Here is a 20,239-nt window from a genome sequence, read left to right on the forward strand (position 1 = left end):
GAATGAGGCCTGAGCCATGGCAGACAATCTGCTCAGGCTCAGTGCAACCTGGGGCCATTCCGCTGACGACGGCACCGATCTAGCTCCTCTGATTGCGCTGGATGAAGCACTGGAGCAGAGCAGCTTGCGGCGCGGGATCAGTCGTGATGCGTTTCTCAAAGAGCTGCTCAGCGATCTGCACCATCAACGTTTGATCCCGCTGTTACTAATGCTTCCAAGGCGTTGGCGCGGACAAAGCGCCAGCCTGCCGGAACATCTGCGCAGCTTGGGAAGCCTGCTGGAAAACAATCTTTTCAGCCCATTGTTAGGGGCGACCCTGGCCGATGATCTGCAGCACATCCTGCCCGCAGTCTCCAAACCCTCAGCAATCAATGCCCTTGATCGCTGGTGTCAACGACAGATCTCCATCAGCCCAGAACAGTCCCTGGCACTGCCGCAAACCCTCGAAGCTCTTTGGTCCATCACGGCAGACGCCATTGAGAAATTGCCGGTCATGAAAAAGGAAACCTCTGGAACTCTGGCGAAGATCAGTGCCATGGGTGGGGTTCTGACCTGGAGCAACTGCGGACTCCCCAACGTGCAGGCAGAACCTGAGCGGCGGCGCAACAGTCTGCTGGCACAGATCCTCAACGTGCTGGGGAGTAACCGACTGCCCAGAGCAGGGACTACATCCGAATTGTTCAGGTTCGAGGGAGTCAGCAGTGGTCGTGCGTTGCTGAACCACCTCCATAACAAGGGCTGGCAGTCTCGCGCCCGCTTCCGGTCCAGCGTCGCCACTTTCGGCCTCGGTGCCAGCACTTTCATCGGTGAGCAATGGAAACAGATCCCGCTGGGAGTGCCGTATCGCACCGGTCTTCTCGATCCAAAAGGAGAAGAGATGCAGGCGCTGATGCCCCACTGTTCCGTGGAGATGGAACTGCAGCCTCCTGGCAGCTCACCGGTTCTATTGCAGTACTACCAGGGCGCTGAAGGATTAAATGGCTGGGCAGGCCTGAATGAGCTGCATCGTCCCTGGCAGAACGAACGGAGCAATGGCACCGTTGCCTATCAAGCCACCGAACTCAGCGGCGAACAACTGGAAGAGACCCTCGATCTCTGCGAACTCATCGGAGCCGTCCACAACAACGAAGCCCAGTTCAGCCATCTCCATATGGGTGGATACGGAGCGTTGGGTTTCTGCATCGATTCCACAGCACTGGTGGAGCAGGCGATGACGGGACGCACCAATCTGTTCCCACTTGCACTCGGAGACCTTTGGCGTCAGCGATTGCACCGACAGTTGCAACAGCAACTGGATGCGGGCCTGCAAGCGACCGACGACAGCGTGAACCGCTACCGACTTGCCCTGGACGAGCTGCCCCAGGACCTCTTCCATGACAACCAATCTCGCCCCGAGGCTCATCGAAGATTGAAAGCGAGCCAGCCACGACACAGCCCTTTCGCGCTGGTGCGCGCTCTCAACGGGGAGTTCTCAACGGAGGACTGAGCGCTGAACGCTCCAGCTCCCTGCAGATGGCCTCAACCACCGAGCTGCGGAACGCCGTTGAAAATGGGCCGGAAGAGCCGTTGTGACTCATCCCCTCGATCATGTATCGCTGGATTGCGTGATGTCGTTGCCAACGATTCCAGTTGGAGAGTGGCAGCAGGGGAAGACGACCGGGATAGGCGATCCGCCCCAGGGCAGCCACGGGATCATGGCTGCCTAACACCATGGCCACGTCATTGAGGGACTCAAGCGCGCCGTTGCCGCTGAAGACACCACAGACCGTAATCACCTGAACTCTCACACGACAGAGCTGCTGAAGAATCTCAGCGATCCCGATCGCCATCTCTCCACCACCGCTGTAACCGACGAGGACGATGCGAGAAGCCTGGTGGGGCCGAAAGCCGATCGAATCGAGGCGGCGGGCGATCTTCAACGCCAACTCGTAGTTCATCACCGGGCCATAACGGCGATCCGAGGAGATTCCAACCTTGATGACGTTGTTCGCCTGCACACAGAAGGCGCAGATGAAGCGAACCAGACCATTGGGGTGATGCTCCTGCAGGGCAAATAAGCGCTGCCAGAACCACCCGGCGAAGGTGGTCGAACGCAGTCCCGCGTTGGTGATCGTGTAAGCCTCGATCCCTTTCACCAGCATCGTGTCATCCGCAATCGACTCCTGCAGACAGCTCAGGAAGTCGCTCACACGCGGTGGATGGCTCTCTTCACTCTGGTGAATGCCATCAAGGTAGACGACAAAGTGACGATGCTCAGCAGAGCCCTCGCTGCCCGATGCAAATAGGCGGCTGGGGTCTGGAAGACCATGCATCCAGCCTTCCCAAAAGACGAAATCGACCATCACCGAATAGACGCCAACTAGTGCGACCACCACGACCAGCACGATCCCGAACCAGGTCAGCAGCTCCAGCAGCGATTCCGGTTGCAACAGTGAGGTTGCATCCCGACGGACAGCAGTCAGGCCGAGCAGGCCGAGCATGGCAACACAGACCAACGCCACCACCAGCCAACGGCGCACATGCCGAAGACGACGACGTTGATGCTGGACAGCTGCTTCGGTTTCTACGGGGAGAGACCCTGTCATGGCGACGTCAGGGCTGAAACCTCTGTGGCGAGCATGGCGTAGCTAGTGCGCCAGCGCTGCGCAAACAGCAAGCCAACCAGCAGCAGGGCGAGCACAAAACCAGGAAGCGCCACCACCAGGCTTGTCTCCAGGGGGATGTTGTAAACCGCCTGAAGCAGCAACATCACGTTGAGATGGATCCAAGCCAGCAGAGTCACTGCAATCAGATCACTTACGTAAGGAGCAGCCGCCAGCACGTAAAACAAACCGGGCCACATGGCGGCACCCATACGATTGGCAAAGGTGATCGGTTGCAGAGGAACACCTTCGAGAAGCATCAGCATCAGGCTGTGACAAAGGATTCCGAGCAGAAAAGCCAAGCTGAGCACCAGGGCATCCACGATCATGTGCATCAGGATTTGGATCGGTGTCAGTCGGTTGGCGAGCAACGCGAACAGATGCGAGGCAGACATCGACAATCCAACGCCAACTAGCAGACCGACGCCGGTGTCCATGGCCAGCAGAAGCTGACCCATGGACTGCAGAAATGCCAACAGCTGGTCAGCCATCGGCTTCAGGCCTGACGCAGATGGGGACGATTAACGATCCAGATAACGATGATCGAGAGCACGGCGCAGTAGAAGCACCAGACCGAATTGAAAGTTGCGCTGTAAGTGGCCCACGTGAGGAAGATCGACACGAAAATGAGCACACCAAAAAGCTTCACAGCCTTGTCGCTGACTGCCAGAAGCGGCAGGACAATAAAGCCCCAGTACACCAACTCACCAACGGGTTCCGTGTTGACGAAGTTGTGAAGGATGCTGTGCAGATCAGAAATGTTGTAAATAAGTCGACCATTGCTGTGTACCGCTGGCTGAATCGCCGGCGGGTTGAAGAGCATCGGCACATAGAAGGCGATGCCGAGAACAGTGGCCACGATCGCGACCCATTTCAAGCGTCGTTGTAATCCCTTGGAGTCCGTACTTCGGCTGATCGACCATGCGCTCCAAGGGATCCAGATCATCCAAAAGCAATAGGCGAAAAAGAGAAAACCGAGGCCACCAATCGTTGCGAGGGGCTCGATGCCGCCATTGTCGATCGCAGTCCATTCCAGCCCCTCGACAAATTGCTGAACCCCGAAGAAGAACGGCACCAGGGCGAGAGGCTTGTAATCAGGGCGCTCATGACGCGTAGCCAGATGATGCGAATAAAGACCAAGAGGAACGAGCACGGCTGATGCCGTAAAACTTGCCGAAGCCGAAAAACACATGCGCGGCAGGACATGGATGACATTCAAAGTGTGCCCATCAGCACAGAACATGTCACTGTTCGTGCACCAATCAGTCACTCAGAAGCGTTCTCAGCAAAACATCAAGCGATCGGGGATGCGACATCAACTGCTGATGGGTCAATACAGGAACTCTGCTTACGAGTCCTACTGGCAGATGGGCTTGCCACCCCGGGACAACCATCAAATCCCAGCGACAGTAATAACTGACGCAGTCCAATCCCTTGAGCATCTGCACATCAGCGTTGAGAGAACGCAACAGAGGACTGCCTCGTTTCATGTCGGCAAGCCCGGCGCACAGCCATGAGGGAATCCATTGAGCCGTGATAGTTCCCCGCTGCGGACTGCCAACACTGACAAAACGATGGGTGCGTTGGGCACCACCTAGCTGCTGTAGCCAGACACGCCCGATGATGCCGCCCATTGAAAAACCAAGCAGGTCCACCTCCACGTCATCACCCCAGTGCTCACGGATATGAACGTCGAGCTGCTCCGCCAGGTTGCGCAAAGGAACAGCCCCCAGGCGGTGTGGGAGATGGGGCACCAACAGTGGTACGTCATGCACCTCCAAAAGACGGACCAATCGTCGAAATAGATGAGGCGTATCCCAGAGGCCATGCACCAGAACCAGCGGTCGCCGTGATGAAGAAGGCACCGTGGTGGTCATATCAGAACGGCTTGCGGCGCCAGCGCTCAAGGCTCACCGTACCCGCGAAACCTGGAATCGGAGCATGACATTTGCTCAGCCAAAGATGCATCGGCAACGCCCCATAGATCTCCTCAAGCTCCTCAAACATGCGTTCACTAAAATGCTCGAGGGTAAGGCAGCTGATCTCTTCAGCAAGGCGCTGCAGAGCCTGAACTCCCAGGCTGTAATCAGCGGTTGCCGCCAACGAATCAGCAGAGGCAGAGTGGCTCAGATCAAGATGCAGCTCTAGATCAACACGGAACCACTGACCGTGTTCACGCTCATGGTCAAGGACCCCAACATGGGCCCAGAGGCGGAGATTATCGACTCTGATGATGTCCAGGGGATGGGTAACGTTGCTCATCCCTCCAAATCCACATGGCTGAAGCGACGCGCACCCGAGGCATAGTCGGCAGCGATGTGGCCGTCACCACGTAATCGATAGCGATAGGTCACCAGCCCCTCTAAACCCACAGGACCTCTTGGAGGCAGGGTCTGAGTACTGATACCCACTTCTGCGCCGAATCCGTAACGGAAGCCGTCGGCAAATCGCGTGGAACAGTTGTGATAAACACCGGAGCTATCGACTGAGCGCAGGAATCGCTCCGCCGTAGAGACGTTCCGGGTTGCGATCGCCTCGGTATGGCGTGAGCCATAGCGACGGATGTGCTCAAGAGCTGCCTCAAGATCATCCACAACACGAACAGACAGGGTTAATGCCAGATATTCCGTGCCCCAGTCCTCGTCGGCCGCGGCCTCACTGATCCCGAGGGCACAAGCTCCTGGATCGCCGAGCAGCCGCACACCTTCGGTCTGGAAGGCGGGGATGGCCTTCGCCAGGAAAATCCCGGCGATATCGGCATGAACCAATAGCGTCTCGATTGCGTTGCAGGCAGCCGGATACTGCACCTTGCTGTCCAGGGCAATGGTCACAGCCTGATCAGGGTCCGCCTCGGCATCTACATACAGATGACAGACCCCATCGGCATGGCCGAGCACGGGAATGCGGGTGTTGTCTTGAATGAAGCGCACCAGTTCGTTACTGCCCCTGGGGATAATCAGATCCACCAATCCCTCAAGGCGCAGCAGTGCAAGGCTGTCTTCACGGGTGGTGAGCAGAGCGAGGGCTTCGGGAACGACCGACGTGGCAGCGAGTCCCTCTTGCAGTGCTGCCATGACTGCCTTGTTGGTGCACTCGGCTTCACGTCCACCCTTGAGGATCGCCCCGTTGCCGGACCGGATCGCCAGTGAGGCGATCTGGATCACAGCATCCGGTCGGGCCTCGAAGATCACACCCACGACCCCGAGAGGGACGCTGACGCGTTCAAGCACAAGACCGTCATCAAGCTCCCGGTGTAACTGACGTCGGCCGAGGGGGTCAGCAAGCTCTGCCAGCTGTCGCACCCCGGTGATTGCTCCTTCAAGCTTGACTTCATCGAGCTTGAGACGGGCCATGAGTGCCGAAGCAAGCCCACTCTGCTCGGCGTTCTCACGGTCCCTACGGTTCGCGGCAACGATGGCGCCGGTGTGCGCACGGAGTGACTCCGCCATGGCCAGCAGCGCCTGCCGACGCTGGTCATCGCTGGTCAGGCCCAGATCCGTGGCGGCGCGGCGCAGGCCCACCGCCACAGACAGAAGCTCCGGGGAGGGGTCTGGAACGGCCTGCACGGGCGACATTTAAAAACGACTTCCATCATCCCGCCTGGGGAGACGCTGAAGGCAACAGCCGCTGAATTGCCAGGCGTGCGGCGCCCAGACGCCCCGCGCCATTGCCTAGTGCACACGCCTTGATTTGGAGGCCCTCGCGACTCACCTCCTGAACACGGGTAGCGACCTCATGTCGCAGCGCAGGAAGGAAATGCTCACTGGCCCCAGCCAATCCCCCCCCAATCAGCACCAGCTGCGGTGTGAATAGGTAAACGAGCGAACTGATCCCTGTGCCGAGAAGCTGGCCGTAGCGCTCCCAGTGGGCCCTGGCCTGCGCATCCCCACTGGATGCGGCCATGGCCAGTGAGGACGGCTCTTTGCCACTGAGCCGCTTCAAACCGGCGATGCTCGCAAACTGTTCCAACGACCCCCTGTTGCCACTGTTGCACTCAGGTCCATCTGGAAACAGCGTGATCAGCCCCGGTTCCGCGGCAGCTCCGTTGTGACCTGTGAATAACTGGCCACCGACCATCACTCCTCCGCCAACGCCGGTTCCCAGTGTGAGCAGCACCACGTCGCTGCAGCCCAGGGCCGCGCCTTTCCAGGCCTCACCCACGAGAGCGCAGTTACCGTCATTGGCGAGAGTGACCCTTCGCTGCAGGCGTGGTTCAAGCCACGCGGCCAGTGGTACCTCCTCCCAGCCCGGCAGATTGATGCAAACGCGGGCCACCCGCGCTTGGGCATCCATCGGACCAGGCAGGCCAATCCCCACCACCGAAGCCAAGCCATGAGGGTCGAGGCTTCCGATCGCCTCGACGATCTCCACACAAACTGATCCCGGTGTGGCGGGTTGAGGCGTTGGACGCTGATGTTCCGCCAGCAACTCTCCCTCAAGGCTGAACAGACCCAGCTTGATCGCGGTTCCGCCGAGATCGACACCTAGAACGCACCGCTCAGCGATCGATTCAGTCATCGCTCAGAAGCGCATGAACAACTGCAACTGGCTCTGCCAAGTGCCCTGACTATCAACCGATCCAGACAGACTCATGTTCGGGTTGATCTGATAGGTCACGGTTCCCTGCGACGGGATGTCGTTGCGATTAGGAGCAGCCAGCACAGAGAAGTCGAAGCGTTCAGTGATGGAAACACCCACGTCGGTCACGAGGGCGAGCTGTGGAGGGACCTGGCCGGAAACGCGCTCCTTCTCATTCTGAACAACGGTGTTGACGTAGGTCGGATAAAGGGCGAACTGCAGCCTCTGGCTGAACGAATCCGAGAGCGTTCCAAGGACCGGAGACAACAGCGACTGCCCAAGAACGGCGGCCAGAGCCGCTCCGGCGCCAGCTCCCGAAAGACCAGCCAGAGAGTTACCGCCGATCAGTGCCAGCAGCTGCGGCTGGGGAAGCGATGGTGAACTACGCAGAGTGATGCTCTGACCCAGTCGGTCGGCCGGTCCGGTGGCCGAGAGCATCACCTTGATGAGCCGGAGCTGACCTCCGGCACCGAGATTGCCGAGACCGTTGGTCTCAAACACCGATTTGGAGAAGGCATTGTTGTTGTCATTGTTGACGGTCACGTTGTCGGAGACCCTGGTGACCATGGCGACATCCACGTAGGGGATCAGCCCGAGCGAAGGGGTGAACACCGCGACATTTGCAGCGGCGCGATCAAGGTTGAAAGTCGTGGTGAACGCGGTCACCCGACCTGACAACAACTGAACAACGCCACGCAGTTCCAGGCTTGGGTCAAGAGCTCCATTGACGGTGAGCAGACCTGCCGTGGTGAAGTTGTACCAAGGCTGCATTTCCACTCTCAGCTTGGGACCAAGCGTGAGGCGCAGGTCGCGGAATCCGATGAAGGGAAGTTTCGGCAGGGATGCCTTGATCGAGCGGCTCGTCTCCGCCTCCACATCAGCACTCTGCAGAAGCAGAGGCTCTTTGAAGTCCCACTTTTCCTCAAGAAGTTCATCAACGGAGACGGCCTTGGTCAAGAAAGCCTTGGTGGAGTCAGCCTTCTGAGAGAGTGGACTCCTGACGCGCGAAAGCACCGAGCGGTTCGGCCGAATCGCTCCATTGCTGACCTCGAGAATTCCGCCGATCTGTGGGTTCACCACAGCTCCGGTGATCATTAGGTCAGCGCCGACCTGCACATCGGCATTGGGAAGTTTCACCCGTGCCTTCTCGAGCTGGATTCGCAGGGGTTTGGCCTCGGGATAGGGGCGCAGAAGTGCAAGAGCACCACTTCCCTTGAGTTGACCACCTGCGCCAACACTTCCCTTGAGTGACTGCACTTCCAAGCGGTCAAAGTCGAAGAGCATGGAGCCGTTGACTTTGGCAAGGCTCTGACCCTGTGTCTTGAAGGCAGCGTCCTTGATCACGATGTAGCCATTGGCTTTCGGCGTCAGCAGAGTGCCACCGAGCAACAGGCGAAGATCCACATCACCCCTGTCCCAGGTCACGGTGTCGTTAGCCAACCCGGTCAGGAACTTCAGGCCATCGCCAAGACTCACAATGCGGACATCGAGCGGCTGATCAGCAGCAAAGGGAATTCTTCCGGTGAGGGTCACTGGTTCTCTGGAGGATTCAGAGACGAGAGCCAGATCGAGCTTGAGAGCCTGATCGCTCAGCAGTACCTGTCCGCGTTTAAGCGCAATCGGATTGGGGCCGAGCCGTGCATTCTCGAGAACCAGCTCGCTGCTGATTGTTGCCTTGGCACCGTCGAGGCGGTAAGTGCCGCTCATGCCAAGGGCTCCCATCAGGGACCTCGGCACGGGTGCAACCAGTGCCAGCAGGCTGAAGGGCAGATGCGCAAAGGAGAACTGCCCCTCTCCTCCCTGCAGTGGACCTTCAATCCGTGCGGTGAAGGGTTTCACTTGCAAGGCGTAATCCGCATCATCACCCTCGATCCATAGATGCCCCCGGGCATTGAGATCAAGATTGAGACGACTGATCCGAGGACCGGTCAGATCGATCACCGCATCCACCTGCCCGCGGAGATCCTCAACACGGAACGGTTCACGGTCACGGTTCTCCCTCCGTGCCTGCAGCAAGGCCTGCCGAGCGTCACGCAAGGCCTGCAGTTGCCCGTCAAGATTGCCGCCGAATGTGTTCACCAGCAGCGTGCCCAGATCTGCCGCTGAGCCCTGCTCTAAGGGAGCATCCTGATTGAGCCTGGGCAGGCTTAGGACACTGTTGCTGAGCCAGCGAGCGCTCAGTCCCCTGGCCACGGCCTCACCCTTGAAAGGACCGTCAACCCGTCCTTCGACATCCACGGTGATCTGGCCCGTATCCGGTGGCAGTAGCTCGCCCGTGATCGCGTAACGACGATCCGAATAACGGCCTGTGAGCAGAATTTGCTGAAGCTGCAGCCCCATGATTCCAGGACGGCTGATGCTCAGATCGCCTGTCATGGCGAGCGGTTGCAGCCCAAGTGTGCCGTCACCACTCAAGCGGCCGTAAACCCCTTCCCAGCGTTGCTTGGGCGGAAGAGCCAGTTCAAGTCCATCAACCGTTAGGTCATTGGCTGTCCATTGGTAAGCAGCCGGCGTTCCACTGAGCTGCAGATCCCCCTGGCGGCGGCGCAGCATCACTTCGCTGGGGAGCCAGTTTGCGCCCAGCCGGGCCTCAAGTGATCCCGCGATGACCGAGCCAACCGACGCCATCGACAGCACACCGCCTCCACCGGAGCGACCGAGGAAGGTTCCACGCCAGTCCTCCATCAGGCGCATAGCACCCGCCCGCGGATGATTCAGCGCAAGACGCAGATCAGGCCGCAGTGCCTCAAGAGGGCCCAGCACCCGCCCTGAGGCCGAAATCGTTCCATCCATTTCCGTACCAAGAAGAGGACCCAGCCGCTTCAGGGGGTAGGAGTCAAGATTCAGATCAGCCTCCAGTGGACCGGTTTTCAGACCACCTGCACCAAGGCTGAGCGGCATCTGAGCACGGGCGGTGAGATCAGGACTGCGGAACTGCTCAAGCTTCAGCAATCCCGATTGCGCAGTCCAGCCAGCCTGCAGCGACCAGGCCTGCAGCAAGGGATTGCTGGCCTGAGCGATAGCTAGAGATACTTCCGGCTTGAAGGATGCTCCGGTCAACCTCAGCTCTCCTTCAAGGGGAGCTTCAGTGCCGAGAAGAGACGGAACGAGAGGAAAGCGCTTCCAAGCGGGCCCCGCCAGATCAAGCTGCTGGGTCGCAATCTTCAACTGAGGATGCAACGCTCCCTTGGCCTTCACATCCAGACCGGGTGCTTTGAGATCAAGCCCATCCAGTCTTGCCGACCAGTTCTGGGAGTCACGCCAATCCGCACTCAGTTGCGCACCAAGTCGAAGAGGTCCGTCCACCGGGATGGAGTCGGGCAAAGCCCAAAGCCCACTGATGCGCAATTTCGGTTGGTACCAGTCACCGTCCAACTGGAAAGCCAGATTGCGGTTCTGATCCAGTTCCTTGAGAGCTCCTTTGAGAGCAAAGGAACGGTTGAGACGCACACTGCCCCCAAATGAGGCCTTGTAAGGCCCGTAAGTCCATCCACTGTTCGTGACTTTGAGCACGTCCCCACGACAACTGATGCGCAGTTGCGGCGACTCAAGCCTGTGCTCCATGGCCTGGCCGCTGAACTCAGCTTTTTGCAGGGATACTCCCCCGCTGCAATTGGCTTGTCCCCGACGCCAGCCCAGGCGCAGGTTGCCTCCCAGCTGCCCCCGCATCTGAAAAGGCCACTGCAACGGCAGCAGGCCCTGATAACGAGCCAACTGAATCCGTTCCAGTCGGGTGGTGAGCTCAAACTCCGGGCGGACCCAGCGCCCCTGTGCCTTAACGGTGATACGCCCCCTCTCTGGAAGCACAAACTTGAGGACGCCATCAGCCCTGTGCTCATCCAGACGGATGCCGCTCCAACCTGCAGCTGTGAGACTGAGTCCTGCAGGAGCAATCCGGATCCTGGCAGGATTGCTGAAACGCACCTTCAGATCCACTCGGGGGGGTTTGCCCTGTTTTGGGAAGGGGCCTGGAACCCAGTAATCACCATTGTCATTGCGCCGAAGCTCAAGATGAGCTCCTCTGACCCGCACCTGTAACACCGGCCTGAATCGCTGCAGACTGGCCAGGGGATCGAGCCCGATGGTGATGCGCTGAATCTCCGCAGTCGACTGATCAAGTGGACCTTTGCGGACCTGAACAGGTCCTAAAGCGATTCCCTGCAGACCCAAGCCGCGATAGCGACCGATACTGACGGGATGACCGAGGGGCTTAGAGATCTGAGCCTCAATGCCTGGACGCAGACGCTGAAACAGGGAATCGGCCCAGCGATCGGCCGAGAACCAGAGAGCGCCCCCACCGATGAGGGATCCTCCCAGAACAGACAGAACGAGCCTGTTACGCCGCATGCTGGTTGGACCTCCTCGCATCGATGCCCGTCAATACGCCGGAGGTCGACGCAATATAAGGACCACATTCCCAGCAGACCAGCCCATGCCACTTGAGGAATTGCTCTCCACCTCCAGCATCTGGCTCGCCAAGGGCGGAGTTGCGCTGTTCGGCTTGACCCTGATCGCTTTCATCGCCCGCTGGGGGATCCGTTTCCGACTGGTGGGAGTGAGCAGCTTCACGCTGCTGTTGTCGGCCAGCTGCTGGGCTTTTGGTCTCAGCTACACCCCAAGCATCAGCGTGGAGGGTGCACTACGGGCACCGATCGTTTTTGACAATGGTGACAACCTTGTTGTGGCGCAGGCCCAGGCCGATTTTCCCGACGAAGCGATCGAGCCAACCCTGCAGCAACTAGCAGGGAACGTGCGTCCCGGCGGCCGCAACAGCCCGGAGGTGACCGTTCGCCTGCGTCAACTGCAGCCCGCAGGTGAAGGGGCTTCCCGATCGGTGGTTCTGGGTGAAACCGTGCGCGACTTCCGAGCCGGATGAGACCCGAGGATCCTCTGCAGGACCTACCCCAGGGCCTCCGCGATGAACAGAAACAGCTTCTTGCCTCCGGCATTACCACCTGGGGGCAGCTGCAGGCTCTGGACGCGCTGCAGATCAGTCGACTTGCCGCCAGTGGGCGGGCGTCAGCACGCAACCTCAGACGGCTTCAAGGCATGGCGGATCTCGCCTGCGCGTTAGACCTGGCTCCCCAGGATGCTGCCCTGCTGATGCATGCAGGACTGGCCACCGTGACAGCGATCGCTGCGGCTTCCCCTCAGGACTTGATCACCAGAACCGGACGGCTTGAACGTCAGCTGCGCAGCGGGCGTCCCCCGGTTGTGGATCTGGTTCTGGCCCGTCGCTGGATCAAGAGGGCCAGGGAGAGGCAAAACACGAACTGACCGTCCAGACCAGCCAGGTCTGTCTCACCCGTTTCAAATGAGGTCAGATTCGGACAGAGGTTCCGATGTATTTCCTCAACAACCTCAGATTCTCAACAGTTGCGGTTATTTCAGCGCTGTTTGCGCTGAGCCCTGTCAGTCATGCCCAGTCTTCGCTTTTGGAGAGCGTCAAACGCAATCCTGGGGAAGCTCAGGCGCTCTGCCAACAATTCAAATCCATCAATTCCCGTGGTGAGTCAGCACTGTCGAGCCAATCCATTGCTGTGATTGCCGGCCAACGCAACCTCAACAAAACGGAGGCTGAAATTGTGGCGACCTACGTGATTGGACTCAACTGTCCGGATGTTCGCTGATGCGTCACTAATCACCCGCGACGGCGTTGAGCTCGTCTCACGGGTGTGGCGACCCTGCGGCCATGGACCCTGGCCTGCACTGTTGATGCGACAGCCCTACGGCAGGTCCATCGCATCAACGGTCACGCTTCCCCACCCCGATTGGTGGTGCAGTCACGGCTTTGTCGTCGTGGTTCAGGATGTGCGCGGTCAGGGAGATTCGGAAGGATGCTTCCGAGGATTCGCGCAGGAAGCCCAAGACACTGAAGACACCTTGACCTGGCTGAGGCAAAGACCAGAGGTCAATGGTCGTGTCGGCATGTATGGCTTCTCCTATCAGGGTCTGACTCAACTGCTGGCGCCTCCGGGCTGCCAGCCGCCTGACTGCCTTGCACCGGCCATGTGCGGCCTGGATGAACGCGATCACTGGAGCTGCGATGGCAACGCCCACTGGTGGCACTTGGGACTGGGCTGGGGATTGCAGCTGGCGAGTCTTCAGGCCAAAAAGCGGGGAGATCATGGGGCCTGGGACGAGATCAGACGCAGCCTTGAGGACGGCAGCTACCTGCGTGAAGGCATGGCGATGCTTGAACGCCATGATCCCTGCGGCATGGCCCTGCGCTGGCTCAAGCAAAACCCCGAACGGGACAGCGACTGGATCCACCATTCCGTGGCGCATCGATGGCTGCAGCAGCCCATGCTGTTACTGGGCGGATGGTGGGATCCCCATCTCCGCGGCGTGATTGCGCTTGCGGAACAAGCGAGGGCGGCAGGAGGTCGACCTGAACTTCACATCGGTCCAGCCACCCATCTTCAGTGGTGGGCAGAGAGCAGCGCCTTGCTGCTGAACTTCTTTCAGCGGCATCTGATCTCCTCTCCCAGCGACTCCGCACCTCTGCAAAGTGCAGATGACATTGTTGTTTGGCTCTGGAACCAGGTCAGCGAAAGCTGGAGCGGACCGAAGGATCTGAATCCAGCATCGATCACTCCCTCATCCGGGATCTCAGCACAACCATCAACCCAGGAGCGCTGGTACCTCTGCAGTCGTGGCCTCGCTTGCCTTGAGCCTGAAGAAGGACAGATTCTTTCTATAGAACCTGATCATGCCGGCAGGGTGATGATCGTTCATGACCCATGGAGGCCTGTGCCCGCCATCGGCGGCCATCTCAGCCCCAGTGCCGGCCCCTGCGATCGGGCATCCCTTGACCGACGCAGTGATGTGGCGGTGTTTAGCGGTGAAACCCTGCAAGGCGCGCTCCATCTCAATGGCAAGCCAAAGCTGAGGCTTCGCGTCTGCGCCGACCAGCCTGGATTCGATCTTTGTGTGGCACTGTCGCGATTGCCGCTAGGCACGAACACAGTGCAACAGCTTTCAACGGGGATGCTGCGAGTACGCGGTGAGGGAGCCCTCGAGCTCTGTGAACGGGAGCTGGAACTTCAGCCTCTGCATGCCACGCTCGAACCGGGCGACCGGCTGCGCCTGTCGATTGCAGGAGCCGCCTGGCCAGCCATTGGGATCAATCCCGGGCAACCGACCATGGCCTGTAGCGCACCTAGCGCCGATTGCCGCGTGATCAGCATTGAGTTGCACCTTGAGATAGCTCAGTTGTGGATGCTGCCTCTGCTGGAGCCCCAACACCTAGGAACTCCGGCAGACTGACGCGATTGTTTTGTCGATTGCCGTGAAGTTCGCCTCCTGTCTTCTGGCCACTGCCATGGCCACATGCACTGTGGAGATGATCCCCGCGGTGAGCGTCCGAGCCGAGGTTGGAGTTGCCCAGGCCCTCAATGCGCCGCGGACCAATCTCACGCCAAGCCAAGCCAAAACGGCCGCCAGCAAACTTCTCAAGTCGATCCAAACGAAAAACGCCCAGGGCATCTACGAGCTATTGGCAACGCCCCTGAGATCAGCCACCAGCGTGGATGCCATAAGCCAGCGCCTACAAAGCGCACCCTTGATTGAGTCTTTCCGGGTGGGCGCGATCAACCAGGGTCTTGACGACACGACCGTAGAAACGGTGGCAATCACCAACAGTGGCACCCGCGAACTGCCACTTCTATTGGTGCTCGATGACGACGGACAACTGCTGGCCTGGAAGTGGGTCGACACGATGCTCCCCATCGAACAAACCGCACTGAACTTTGTGAAGGATCTTGATGCCGGTCGTTGGGTCGCAGCCCGCTATTACCTGGACCTCGACTTTCAGAAGGAGATCTCCCCAGCTGACCTCAAACGCAAATGGTCGAAGCTGGAGCGGGTCCTTGGGGGCGTGAAGAGCATCAAGAGCTCACTTGCAGCCTCGAGCAGCAGTGAGCAGCAGTTGGTGCTGGTCACGATCGAATTCGGCAACATGACCGACAATCTTTTCGTGATCTTCAACCGCCAGGGGCGGATCATCAACGTCGACTTCTCAGCTGATCTGGTCTGAAATCCCTGGCAGGGAAGGAGTTTGAGCGGGCTTTCCGCTTAAGCTCCCGGCCTACGAAAGCTCCGTCGACATGACCATCGCTGTGCAGGACTGGATGGTTGAGGACGCCCAGCGACTTGCGGAGTGTCGTCATGACTACCCCTTCTCCGTTCTCGGCCCTCAATCGCAGAACAACGGCGGCTGGGTGATCCGTGTCTGGATGCCCGAAGCCAATCATGTGACTCTTCTGATCGATGGAGAGGAAATTGCTATGGCAACTCCCCACCATCCCTGGATCTTCGAAGCAGAGGTCGGTCACAACCCAGGCAGTGCATACAGGATCCGCGTGAACCGTGGAGGGATCACCCATGAACAGCATGATCCCTGGGCTTTCCGTCAGGAATGGATGGGCGAAATGGACCGCCATCTGTTCGCAGAGGGCAACCACCATCACATCTGGCGGCGCATGGGTGCCCATCGCTGTGATCAGGACGGAGTCCAGGGGGTGATGTTCTGCCTGTGGGCTCCCAACGCGCGCAGCGTCAGCGTGATTGGCAACCTCAACAGCTGGGATGGACGCCAACACCCCATGCAACAGCGCCTGGGAGGGATCTGGGAGCTCTTCGTCCCGGGACTGGCTGAAGGAGAGCTCTATAAGTATGAAATCCGTACCCAGGACGGCCACTGCTACCAGAAGGCCGATCCCTATGGCTTCCATCACGAAGTGCGTCCAGACACAAGCTCCCTGGTAAGCCACCTCGATGGTTTCAACTGGACCGACAGCAGCTGGATGCAGACACGGGAGAGCAGCAATGTGCTGGACCAGCCGATCTCTGTGTACGAGATGCACCTTGGGAGCTGGATTCATGCGTCCGCGGAAGAGCCTTTCATCGAGGCCGATGGCAGCCCAAGGACGCCTGTTCCCGCAGCAGATCTCAAGCCAGGCGCGCGTCTTCTCACCTACTCAGAACTGGCTGATCGGCTGATTCCTTATGTCAAGGAGAGGGGTTTCACGCACATCGAACTGATGCCGATCACCGAGCATCCATTTGATGGCTCCTGGGGTTATCAGGTCACTGGCTGGTATGCCCCCACCAGCCGTTACGGAACCCCAGATGAATTCCGGTCTTTCGTTGACCGCTGCCACGCCAAGGGCATCGGCGTGATCATCGACTGGGTGCCAGGTCACTTTCCCCGTGACAGTCATGGCCTTGCCTTTTTCGATGGCTGCCATCTGTATGAACACGCCGATCCACGTATCGGCGAGCACAAGGAATGGGGCACGCTCATCTTCAACTACAGCCGCAACGAAGTGCGCAACTTCCTTGTGGCCAACCTGGTGTTCTGGTTCGACCAGTTCCACATCGACGGCATCCGGGTGGATGCGGTGGCCTCCATGCTCTACCGCGACTACCTGCGGCCGGACGGCGAGTGGCTACCCAATGAGAACGGCGGCCGTGAAAACACCGAAGCAGTGCGTTTCCTTCAGCAGGCCAATCACGTGCTCTTCCAGCATTTCCCAGGAGCACTGTCGATCGCGGAAGAATCGACCACCTGGCCGATGGTGACCCAACCCACCGACATTGGCGGCCTTGGATTCAACCTGAAATGGAACATGGGCTGGATGCACGACATGCTCGATTACTTCGAGCTGGATCCCTGGTTCCGTCAGTTTCATCAGAACAACATCACCTTCTCGATTTGGTACACCTACACCGAGAATTTCATGCTTGCCCTAAGCCACGATGAAGTGGTGCACGGCAAGAGTCATCTCTTGCACAAGATGCCTGGAGACGACTGGCAGAAATACGCGAACACGCGCGCTCTTCTGGCCTACATGTGGACTCATCCAGGCAAGAAAACCATCTTCATGGGCATGGAATTCGGTCAGCGAGCCGAATGGAATGTATGGGGCGACCTGCAATGGGATCTGCTGAACCACGAACCGCATCAAGGGCTTCAGCTGCTGGTGGGTGATCTCAATGCTCTTTACAAGGCCGAACCAGCTTTGTGGAGGGATGACTTCGATCAGTTCGGCTTCCAGTGGATCGACTGCAACGACAATCGGCATTCAGTGATCAGCTTCATGCGCAGGGAAAGTAGTAGTGGAACTTGGCTTGTGGTGGTGGCCAATTTCACTCCTCAGAGCCATTCCCATTACAGAGTTGGCGTACCGCTGGCGGGCTTCTATGAAGAGATCTTCAACACGGATGCCTCCAAATATGGCGGCAGCAATCTGGGCAATATGGGTGGAAAACCCACCGATGAATGGGGCATCCACGGTTACGACAACTCCCTCGATCTCTGCCTGCCACCGTTAAGCCTGATGGTGTTCAGACACGATCCCAAACGCAGCCTGAGCGCTCTTGAACAAAGCAAGAGCGACTGAGCCGTGCTCAGCGATGTGACGAACAGCTCAGCATGCCTGGAATCCAGCGTTTATGCACGGTTCCTTCAAGTAGGTTTCCGGGTGATTTGATTTCGGCTTGATGAGCGACTCTCTACCTCTGTTACTGCGTGCAGCCCGCGGTGAAGCGGTGGAGCGTCCTCCGGTCTGGATGATGCGCCAGGCTGGTCGTTACATGAAGATCTACCGCGACCTGAGGGATCAGTACCCCAGTTTTCGCGAGCGCTCCGAGAACCCCGATCTCTCTTACGAGATTTCGATGCAGCCCTTCAGGGCCTTCAAGCCTGATGGCGTGATCTTGTTCTCCGACATCCTCACGCCTCTTCCCGGCATGGGCATCGACTTCGACATCGTCGAAAGCAAAGGGCCTCAGATCGGTGATCCAATCCGCAACATCGACCAGGTCAATGCTTTGCGTCCTCTGATTCCAAGCGAATCAATGCCCTTTGTGGGCGAAGTGCTGGGTCGTTTACGTGAAAGCGTCGGCAATGAGGCTGCTGTGCTGGGTTTCGTTGGTGCTCCCTGGACGCTGGGTGCCTATGTGGTGGAGGGCAAAAGCAGCAAGAACTATGCGGTGATCAAGGCCATGGCCTTCCGTGAGCCAGAACTGCTGCACAAACTGCTCGACCATTTCGCCGAGTCCATTGCCAACTACCTGCGCTATCAGATCGATTCCGGGGCACAGGTCGTGCAGATGTTCGACTCCTGGGCCGGCCAACTCAGCCCAGCCGACTACGACGTCTTCGCAGCCCCCTACCAGAAAAAGGTGGTCGAATTGGTCAAACAGACCCATCCCGACACCCCATTCATCCTCTACATCTCCGGCAGCGCCGGTGTGATCGAACGGATGGCCCAGACCGGCGTGGACATCATCTCTCTCGACTGGACCGTGGATATGGCAGAGGCCTGTGCACGCCTGCCTGAACACATCGGAGTGCAGGGCAATGTGGATCCCGGCTTGCTGTTCGGAACCCCACAGGCCATTGAAGCTCGAATCGATGATTGCGTTCGCAAGGCCCGAGGTCGCCGCCACATTCTTAATCTCGGCCATGGAATCCTCCCCGGCACGCCTGAGGACAATGGAGCTGCCTTCTTCACCGCTGGCAAGAGCGTGATGGACAGGGTCGGGGCTCTCGCTTGAGTCAAACCACCACTCCGGCGCGCATCCTGATCACCGGTGCCAGCGGCTGTGTCGGTCAATACACCAGCTCATGGCTGCTGGAGAACAGCGACGCTGAGCTGCTGCTCTGGCTGCGTGATCCCAGCAAACTCAATGCGATCTCAGCGGATCATCCAAGGATCCAGTTGTTGGTGGGCGACCTTCGCGAGACCGATCGTTTCGCATCCGAGCTGGCCAGCGTGCACCGCGTGATCCACACAGCCACAGCCTGGGGTGATCCCGAGCGGGCCCAGCAGGTCAATGTGGTGGCAGTGAAGCGAATGCTGTCACTACTCAATCCATCATTGATCGAGCAGATCACGTATTTCTCCACAGCCAGCATCCTGGATCGACATCTGCAGCCCCTAACCGAAGCGCTGGCCTACGGCACTGAATACATCCAGACGAAGGCTCAGTGCTTGAAAGATTTGGAGGAGCATCCTCTCGCCGAGAAAATCGTTGCCGTCTTTCCCACTCTGGTGTTTGGAGGCCGGGTCGACGGCAGCAGCCCTTTCCCCACCAGCTACCTCACCGAAGGACTTGCGGAGGCAAGCAAATGGCTTTGGCTGGCTCGATTTCTTCGGGCCGATGCCAGTTTTCACTTCATCCATGCAGCAGACATCGCTGCAATTTGCGGCCATCTCGCCACCCACCCGCATCAACGCAACCGGGAGCCCGGTCAGGGAGCTGTCCGCAGGATTGTGATGGGACAGAAGGTCATCAGCGTGAACGAAGCAGTAGTCAGCCTCTGCCGCTGGCGGGGAATTCGACGAACGCCTGGCATCCCTCTCTGGCCCTGGTTAATCGAAACACTGATCCGGGTGCTGCCGATCGAAGTCAATGCCTGGGATCGCTTCTCCATTCGTCAGCGCCATTTCATTCATGAACCGGTGACCCAACCGGAGCGCTTTGGAGAAAAAAGCCATGCGCCAGACCTTGAGGCGGTCCTACAGGATTCAGGTTTACCGAGGCGAAGATCACCCTGAAGTGCCCCTATAATTAGTCAACTTCAACAGTCGTCATGCTGAAGAGCCTTAAATCAATTTTCTACACCGCACTTGCCTTCGTGCTGGCCTGCACAGTGGGTGTCGCCTCTGCCAGTGCAGCCACCGTCGAGGTCAAGCTTGGCGCAGATTCAGGAATGCTGGCCTTCGAACCCAGTTCCGTCACGATCAAAGCTGGTGATACCGTCAAGTTTGTTAATAACAAGATGGCGCCTCACAACGCCGTCTTCGAAGGACACGACGAATACAGCCACCCCGACCTGGCCTTCTCTCCTGGAGAATCTTGGGAAGAAACCTTCAGTGAAGCCGGCACCTACGACTTCTACTGCGAGCCCCATCGTGGAGCAGGCATGGTTGGCCAAGTCATCGTGGAGTGATCTTCTTGATCTCACCTGATTTTTCAGGTTTCAACACATTCAGACCCCAGATTGT

General features: G+C 58.7%; 18 protein-coding genes. 10 read left to right on the plus strand and 8 right to left on the minus strand.

Going from position 1 to position 20,239, the window contains the following annotated elements; all coding sequences use genetic code 11:
- The first annotated feature begins 16 nt into the window (after nt 1-16).
- Nucleotides 17-1,486 (plus strand): ArgR family transcriptional regulator, encoded by a 1,470-nt coding sequence (locus DXY31_RS03625; RefSeq protein WP_114992230.1) that lies wholly within the window; start codon nt 17-19, stop codon nt 1,484-1,486.
- Here the strand turns inward: DXY31_RS03625 and DXY31_RS03630 are convergent.
- From DXY31_RS03630 to DXY31_RS03665, 8 genes are all read right to left on the minus strand, one after another.
- Nucleotides 1,458-2,585: an alpha/beta hydrolase gene (locus DXY31_RS03630; RefSeq protein ID WP_114992232.1), complete on the minus strand. Its 1,128-nt coding sequence runs from the start codon at nt 2,583-2,585 to the stop codon at nt 1,458-1,460. The two genes, DXY31_RS03625 and DXY31_RS03630, sit on opposite strands and share 29 nt — an antisense overlap.
- Nucleotides 2,582-3,133, minus strand: coding sequence for a hypothetical protein (locus tag DXY31_RS03635; protein ID WP_114992234.1), 552 nt, complete (start codon nt 3,131-3,133; stop codon nt 2,582-2,584). Before DXY31_RS03635 ends, DXY31_RS03630 begins: the two co-directional genes overlap by 4 nt.
- A 5-nt stretch (nt 3,134-3,138) precedes the next feature.
- Complete coding sequence (locus DXY31_RS03640) at nt 3,139-3,834, minus strand: DUF6629 family protein (RefSeq protein ID WP_114992306.1); 696 nt, start codon at nt 3,832-3,834, stop codon at nt 3,139-3,141.
- A gap of 70 nt (nt 3,835-3,904) precedes the next feature.
- Nucleotides 3,905-4,519, minus strand: a complete 615-nt coding sequence (locus DXY31_RS03645; protein ID WP_114992237.1) for a triacylglycerol lipase — start codon at nt 4,517-4,519, stop codon at nt 3,905-3,907.
- Nucleotide 4,520: 1 nt separating this feature from the next.
- Nucleotides 4,521-4,904: a dihydroneopterin aldolase gene (locus tag DXY31_RS03650; protein ID WP_114992239.1), complete on the minus strand. Its 384-nt coding sequence runs from the start codon at nt 4,902-4,904 to the stop codon at nt 4,521-4,523.
- Nucleotides 4,901-6,217, minus strand: coding sequence for a glutamate-5-semialdehyde dehydrogenase (locus tag DXY31_RS03655; RefSeq protein ID WP_114992241.1), 1,317 nt, complete (start codon nt 6,215-6,217; stop codon nt 4,901-4,903). The genes DXY31_RS03650 and DXY31_RS03655 overlap by 4 nt, the downstream gene beginning before the upstream one ends.
- A gap of 16 nt (nt 6,218-6,233) precedes the next feature.
- Entirely contained in the window at nt 6,234-7,160 is a 927-nt protein-coding gene (locus DXY31_RS03660; protein WP_114992242.1) for an ROK family protein, read from the minus strand.
- Nucleotides 7,161-7,163: 3 nt separating this feature from the next.
- Entirely contained in the window at nt 7,164-11,567 is a 4,404-nt protein-coding gene (locus DXY31_RS03665) for a translocation/assembly module TamB domain-containing protein (RefSeq protein WP_244279510.1), read from the minus strand.
- A gap of 85 nt (nt 11,568-11,652) precedes the next feature.
- Between DXY31_RS03665 and DXY31_RS03670 the strand changes: the two genes are divergently transcribed.
- From DXY31_RS03670 to petE, 9 genes are all read left to right on the plus strand, one after another.
- The gene (locus DXY31_RS03670; protein ID WP_114992247.1) at nt 11,653-12,096 is read left to right on the plus strand and encodes a Ycf51 family protein; all 444 of its coding nucleotides are present in this window, start codon (nt 11,653-11,655) and stop codon (nt 12,094-12,096) included.
- Nucleotides 12,093-12,497 carry a DUF4332 domain-containing protein gene (locus tag DXY31_RS03675; protein ID WP_114992249.1) on the plus strand — a complete coding sequence of 135 codons (405 nt, stop codon included), beginning with the start codon at nt 12,093-12,095 and terminating at the stop codon, nt 12,495-12,497. Before DXY31_RS03670 ends, DXY31_RS03675 begins: the two co-directional genes overlap by 4 nt.
- A 65-nt stretch (nt 12,498-12,562) precedes the next feature.
- Entirely contained in the window at nt 12,563-12,850 is a 288-nt protein-coding gene (locus DXY31_RS03680) for a hypothetical protein (RefSeq protein WP_114992250.1), read from the plus strand.
- Complete coding sequence (locus DXY31_RS03685) at nt 12,840-14,489, plus strand: CocE/NonD family hydrolase (protein WP_114992252.1); 1,650 nt, start codon at nt 12,840-12,842, stop codon at nt 14,487-14,489. The genes DXY31_RS03680 and DXY31_RS03685 overlap by 11 nt, the downstream gene beginning before the upstream one ends.
- Nucleotides 14,490-14,511: 22 nt before the next feature.
- Nucleotides 14,512-15,258 carry a DUF3887 domain-containing protein gene (locus tag DXY31_RS03690; protein ID WP_114992308.1) on the plus strand — a complete coding sequence of 249 codons (747 nt, stop codon included), beginning with the start codon at nt 14,512-14,514 and terminating at the stop codon, nt 15,256-15,258.
- A gap of 70 nt (nt 15,259-15,328) precedes the next feature.
- A complete protein-coding gene (gene glgB, locus DXY31_RS03695; RefSeq protein ID WP_114992254.1) occupies nt 15,329-17,626 on the plus strand; it encodes a 1,4-alpha-glucan branching protein GlgB in 2,298 nt (765 codons plus the stop codon).
- Nucleotides 17,627-17,726: 100 nt separating this feature from the next.
- Entirely contained in the window at nt 17,727-18,785 is a 1,059-nt protein-coding gene (hemE, locus tag DXY31_RS03700) for a uroporphyrinogen decarboxylase (RefSeq protein WP_114992256.1), read from the plus strand.
- On the plus strand, nt 18,782-19,789 hold the full coding sequence (locus DXY31_RS03705; protein WP_114992258.1) for an NAD(P)-dependent oxidoreductase: 1,008 nt from the start codon (nt 18,782-18,784) through the stop codon (nt 19,787-19,789). Before hemE ends, DXY31_RS03705 begins: the two co-directional genes overlap by 4 nt.
- A 35-nt stretch (nt 19,790-19,824) precedes the next feature.
- Complete coding sequence (petE, locus tag DXY31_RS03710) at nt 19,825-20,184, plus strand: plastocyanin (RefSeq protein WP_114992261.1); 360 nt, start codon at nt 19,825-19,827, stop codon at nt 20,182-20,184.
- Nucleotides 20,185-20,239: the final 55 nt, after the last annotated feature.

The organism is Synechococcus sp. UW179A, assembly GCF_900473965.1.
Lineage (GTDB): Bacteria > Cyanobacteriota > Cyanobacteriia > PCC-6307 > Cyanobiaceae > Synechococcus_C.

Excerpts from the sequence above, each read along its gene's own strand:
- DXY31_RS03640 (WP_114992306.1), bottom strand. The coding sequence starts at position 3,834 with ATGTGTTTTTCGGCTTCGGCAAGTTTTACGGCATCAGCCGTGCTCGTT.
- hemE (WP_114992256.1), top strand. The coding sequence starts at position 17,727 with ATGAGCGACTCTCTACCTCTGTTACTGCGTGCAGCCCGCGGTGAAGCG.
- DXY31_RS03680 (WP_114992250.1), top strand. The coding sequence starts at position 12,563 with ATGTATTTCCTCAACAACCTCAGATTCTCAACAGTTGCGGTTATTTCA.
- DXY31_RS03660 (WP_114992242.1), bottom strand. The coding sequence starts at position 7,160 with ATGACTGAATCGATCGCTGAGCGGTGCGTTCTAGGTGTCGATCTCGGC.
- DXY31_RS03670 (WP_114992247.1), top strand. The coding sequence starts at position 11,653 with ATGCCACTTGAGGAATTGCTCTCCACCTCCAGCATCTGGCTCGCCAAG.
- DXY31_RS03665 (WP_244279510.1), bottom strand. The coding sequence starts at position 11,567 with ATGCGGCGTAACAGGCTCGTTCTGTCTGTTCTGGGAGGATCCCTCATC.
- DXY31_RS03625 (WP_114992230.1), top strand. The coding sequence starts at position 17 with ATGGCAGACAATCTGCTCAGGCTCAGTGCAACCTGGGGCCATTCCGCT.
- DXY31_RS03635 (WP_114992234.1), bottom strand. The coding sequence starts at position 3,133 with ATGGCTGACCAGCTGTTGGCATTTCTGCAGTCCATGGGTCAGCTTCTG.
- DXY31_RS03630 (WP_114992232.1), bottom strand. The coding sequence starts at position 2,585 with ATGACAGGGTCTCTCCCCGTAGAAACCGAAGCAGCTGTCCAGCATCAA.
- DXY31_RS03675 (WP_114992249.1), top strand. The coding sequence starts at position 12,093 with ATGAGACCCGAGGATCCTCTGCAGGACCTACCCCAGGGCCTCCGCGAT.
- glgB (WP_114992254.1), top strand. The coding sequence starts at position 15,329 with ATGACCATCGCTGTGCAGGACTGGATGGTTGAGGACGCCCAGCGACTT.
- DXY31_RS03650 (WP_114992239.1), bottom strand. The coding sequence starts at position 4,904 with ATGAGCAACGTTACCCATCCCCTGGACATCATCAGAGTCGATAATCTC.
- petE (WP_114992261.1), top strand. The coding sequence starts at position 19,825 with ATGCTGAAGAGCCTTAAATCAATTTTCTACACCGCACTTGCCTTCGTG.
- DXY31_RS03655 (WP_114992241.1), bottom strand. The coding sequence starts at position 6,217 with ATGTCGCCCGTGCAGGCCGTTCCAGACCCCTCCCCGGAGCTTCTGTCT.
- DXY31_RS03685 (WP_114992252.1), top strand. The coding sequence starts at position 12,840 with ATGTTCGCTGATGCGTCACTAATCACCCGCGACGGCGTTGAGCTCGTC.
- DXY31_RS03645 (WP_114992237.1), bottom strand. The coding sequence starts at position 4,519 with ATGACCACCACGGTGCCTTCTTCATCACGGCGACCGCTGGTTCTGGTG.